This window comes from Variovorax sp. CF079 (assembly GCF_900101545.1).
Classification (GTDB): domain Bacteria; phylum Pseudomonadota; class Gammaproteobacteria; order Burkholderiales; family Burkholderiaceae_C; genus Variovorax.
Genome location: NZ_FMZU01000050.1, coordinates 2,160 through 6,132 on the forward strand (window position 1 = coordinate 2,160; position 3,973 = coordinate 6,132).

General features: G+C 70.1%; 4 protein-coding genes. All 4 read left to right on the forward strand.

Features of this window, described 5'->3' with window-relative positions; all coding sequences use genetic code 11:
• Window positions 1–906 (forward strand): ABC transporter permease (locus BLS74_RS33350; protein WP_244504143.1); only part of this gene is annotated, 906 nt, incomplete at its 5' end.
• A 10-nt stretch (window positions 907–916) separates the two neighbouring features.
• Window positions 917–1,822: an ABC transporter permease gene (locus tag BLS74_RS33355; protein WP_093112310.1), complete on the forward strand. Its 906-nt coding sequence runs from the start codon at window positions 917–919 to the stop codon at window positions 1,820–1,822.
• On the forward strand, window positions 1,822–3,447 hold the full coding sequence (locus BLS74_RS33360) for an ABC transporter ATP-binding protein (RefSeq protein ID WP_093112312.1): 1,626 nt from the start codon (window positions 1,822–1,824) through the stop codon (window positions 3,445–3,447). Before BLS74_RS33355 ends, BLS74_RS33360 begins: the two co-directional genes overlap by 1 nt.
• 11 nt (window positions 3,448–3,458) lie before the next feature.
• The coding region (locus BLS74_RS33365; protein WP_244504144.1) for an isocitrate/isopropylmalate family dehydrogenase at window positions 3,459–3,973 on the forward strand (515 nt) is incomplete at its 3' end.

Here is a 3,973-nt window from a genome sequence, read left to right on the forward strand (position 1 = left end):
CTGTCGCTGCTGGCGGTGTCGGTGATCGTCTTCTCGATCACCGCGGTGCTGCCCGGCGATGCCGCGCAGGAGCAGCTCGGCCAGGACGCCACGCCCGAGGCGCTGGCCGCGCTGCGCACGCAGATGGGCCTGGACGTGCCGGCGCCCGAACGCTACGCGCAGTGGCTGCTCGGCATGGTGAAGGGCGACCTCGGCCGCTCGGCCACGACGCAGATGCCGGTGGCCGAGCTGGTCGCCAGCCGGCTGCCGAATTCGCTGCTGCTCGCGGCGGTGACGGCCCTGTTCTCGGTGCCGATCGCGCTCACGCTCGGCATCGCCTCGGCGGTGTGGCGCGGCTCCTGGTTCGACCGCGCGGCATCGACGACGGCGGTGGGCGTGGTGTCGGTGCCGGAGTTCCTGGTCGCAACCCTCGCGGTGCTGGTCTTCGCGGTCAAGCTGCGCTGGCTGCCGGCGCTCTCCTTCGTCAACGACATCGAGTCGCTGGGCCAGATGCTGCGCGCCTTCGCGATGCCGGTGCTGGTGCTGTGCTGCGTGATCGTGGCGCAGATGATGCGCATGACGCGCGCCGCGGTGATCGACCAGCTCGAGGCGCCCTACATCGAGATGGTGCGGCTCAAGGGCGCCTCGCCGATGCGCATGGTGCTGGCGCATGCGCTGCCCAACGCGGTGGGCCCGATCGCCAACGCGGTGGCGCTGAGCCTGTCGTACCTGCTCGGCGGCGTGATCATCGTCGAGACCATCTTCAACTACCCGGGCATCGCCAAGCTGATGGTCGACGGCGTCTCGCAGCGCGACATGCCGCTGGTGCAGACCTGCGCCATGATCTTCTGCTGCGCCTACCTGATCCTGGTGACGACGGCCGACATCTGCGGCATCGTCGCCAACCCGCGGCTGCGGCACCGTTGAGGCCAGCTCCATGGAAACGTCTACCTCCACCTCGGCCGTGAACGCCACGGCCTCCTTCGCGGCATCGGCGCCCAAGCGGCACCGCGCCGGGCTGCGCTGGCTCACTGGCTTCGGCCCGTCCGGCCTGCTCGGCCTCGCGGTGCTGTTGTTCTGGCTGCTCGCGGCGCTGCTCGGCCCCTGGCTGCTCTCGCACAGCACGGCGGCCATGGGCACCTCGAACGTCTTCGCGCCGATCAGCGCGGCGCACTGGCTGGGCACCGACTACCTGGGCCGCGACATGCTGGCGCGCGTCATCGAAGGGGCGCGCTACACGGTCGGCGTCGCGCTGCTGGCCACGCTCCTGGCCAGCGGCACCGGCACCACGCTGGCGCTGCTGGCCGCGGCCAGCGGCCGCTGGATCGACGCGGTGCTCAGCCGCGGCCTGGACACCCTGACCGCGATCCCGAGCAAGATGTTCGCGCTCATCATGGTGGCGGGTTTCGGCTCCTCGGTGCCGATGCTGGTGGTCACGGCGGCCATCATCTACGTGCCGGGCGCCTACCGCATGGCGCGCTCGCTGGCCGTCAACATCAATGCGCTCGACTACGTGACCGTGGCGCGCACGCGCGGCGAAGGCACGCTCTACATCATGCTGCGCGAGATCCTGCCCAACATCGTGGGCCCGATGCTGGCCGACCTGGGCCTGCGCTTCGTCTACGTCGTGCTGCTGCTGGCGAGCCTGAGCTTCCTCGGCCTGGGCATCCAGCCGCCGGCGGCCGACTGGGGCTCGCTGGTGCGCGAGAACATCGGCGCGCTGGCCATGGGCGGCGCCTCGGTGATCGTGCCGGCGCTGGCCATCGCGAGCCTGACCATCGCGGTCAACCTCGTCATCGACAACCTGCCGGGGCGCACCGCCCGCGAAAGAGGAGCACGCTGATGGGCGCACCACTCAAGGTCCAGGGTCTCAGCATCACGGCCGGCGCGAACACGCTGGTCGATGCCTTGAGCTTCTCCGTGCAGCCCGGCGAGGTGCTGGCGCTGATCGGCGAATCGGGCTCCGGCAAGACCACCACCGCGCTGGCGCTGATGGGCTATGCGCGCCACGGCTGCCGCATCTCGGCCGGCCGGGTGCAGATCGGCGGCACCGACGTGCTGGCGCTCGATGCGGCGCAGCAGCGCGCGCTGCGCGGCCGCACGGTCTCCTACATCGCGCAGAGCGCGGCCGCCTCCTTCAATCCCTCGCGCACGATCATGGACCAGGTGGTCGAGCCGACCGTGATCCACGGCCTGTGCAAGCGGGCGGAGGCGGAGGCGAAGGCGGTGCAGCTCTTCCGCGAGCTCGCGCTGCCCGATCCGGAGACCATCGGCGCGCGCTATCCGCACCAGGTCTCCGGCGGCCAGCTGCAGCGCCTGATGGCGGCGATGGCGCTGATCGGCGACCCGGAGCTCGTGATCCTGGACGAACCGACCACCGCGCTCGACGTCACGACGCAGATCGAGGTGCTGCGCGCCTTCCGCCGCGTGGTGCGCGAGCGCCGCGCCACCGCGGTGTACGTGAGCCACGATCTCGCCGTGGTGGCGCAGATGGCGGACCACATCCTGGTGCTGCGCAACGGGAAGATGCACGAGGTGAATGCGACCGGGCAGATCCTCTCGGCACCGGTCGACGACTACACGAAATGCCTGCTGGCCGCTGCCCGGCCCGCGACGCGCGCGTCGGGCCAGAGCTCGGGCGATACCGAACTGCTGCTCGAGGTGCGCGAGCTCTCGGCGGGCTACGGCCCCGTCGACGCGAAGGGCCGGCCGGCCAAGCTGATCCTCGAGGACATCAACCTCAAGCTCTACCGCGGCCAGGCCATCGGCGTGATCGGCGAATCGGGTTCCGGCAAGACCACGCTGGCGCGCGCCGTTGCCGGCTTGCTGAAGCCCTGCCACGGCACCATCCTGTTCAACAACCGCGAACTGAAGCCGTCGCTGGCGCAGCGCGACAAGGAAGAACTGCGCCGGGTCCAGATCGTGTTCCAGATGGCCGACACGGCGCTGAACCCGTCGCAGACCATCGAGAGCATCCTGGCGCGGCCGCTGCAGTTCTACAAGGGCTTGCGCGGCGAAGCGCTGCTGCGGCGCATCCGCGAACTGCTGGATCTGGTGAAGCTGCCGCACTCGGTGGCCGGACGCCTGCCGGGCGGCCTCTCGGGCGGGCAGAAGCAGCGCGTCAACCTGGCGCGTGCGCTCGCGGCCGAGCCCGACCTGATCCTGTGCGACGAGGTGACCTCGGCGCTGGACACCGTCGTCGCTGCGGCCGTGCTCGACCTGATCGCCGAGCTCAGGCGCGAGCTCGGCGTGTCCTACCTGTTCATCAGCCACGACCTGCACACGGTGCGCGCGGTGTGCGACGAGATCGTCGTGATGCAGCACGGCCGCAAGCTCGCGCAGGTGGCGCGCTGCGACTACGATCGCGGCCCGCACCACCCCTACTACGAACTGCTGGCCCGTTCGGTGCCCGAGCTGCGCCAGGGCTGGCTGGACGACATGGACCGCAAGATGGCGCTCGCCACATGAAGGACAAAGACATGACCCCCACCTTCCGCATCGCACTGATCGCCGGCGACGGCATTGGCAAGGAAGTGATGCCCGAAGGCCTGCGCGTGGTGCAGGCCGCGGCGGAGCGCTTCGGCTTCGAGCTCGACTGCCGCACCATCGACTGGGCCAGCTGCGACTACTACGCCGCGCACGGCCAGATGATGCCGGACGACTGGAAGGAGCAACTGAAGGGCGTCGACGCCCTGTACTTCGGCGCCGTCGGCTGGCCCGCCACCGTGCCGGACCATGTCTCGCTGTGGGGGTCGCTTCTGAAGTTCCGCCGCGAATTCGACCAGTACATCAACCTGCGCCCGGTGCGCCTGTTCGAGGGCGTGCCCTGCCCGCTGGCGGGCCGCAAGCCCGGCGACATCGACTACCTGGTGGTGCGCGAGAACACCGAGGGCGAGTACACCTCGCTGGGCGGCGTGATGTACGAGGGCACCGAGCGCGAGATCGTGATCCAGGAGTCGGTCTTCTCGCGCCACGGCACCGACCGCGTGCTGAG

What these genes read in the sequence shown, in the direction of transcription:
- BLS74_RS33355 (WP_093112310.1), top strand. Translation starts at nt 917, where the DNA reads ATGGAAACGTCTACCTCCACCTCGGCCGTGAACGCCACGGCCTCCTTC.
- BLS74_RS33360 (WP_093112312.1), top strand. Translation starts at nt 1,822, where the DNA reads ATGGGCGCACCACTCAAGGTCCAGGGTCTCAGCATCACGGCCGGCGCG.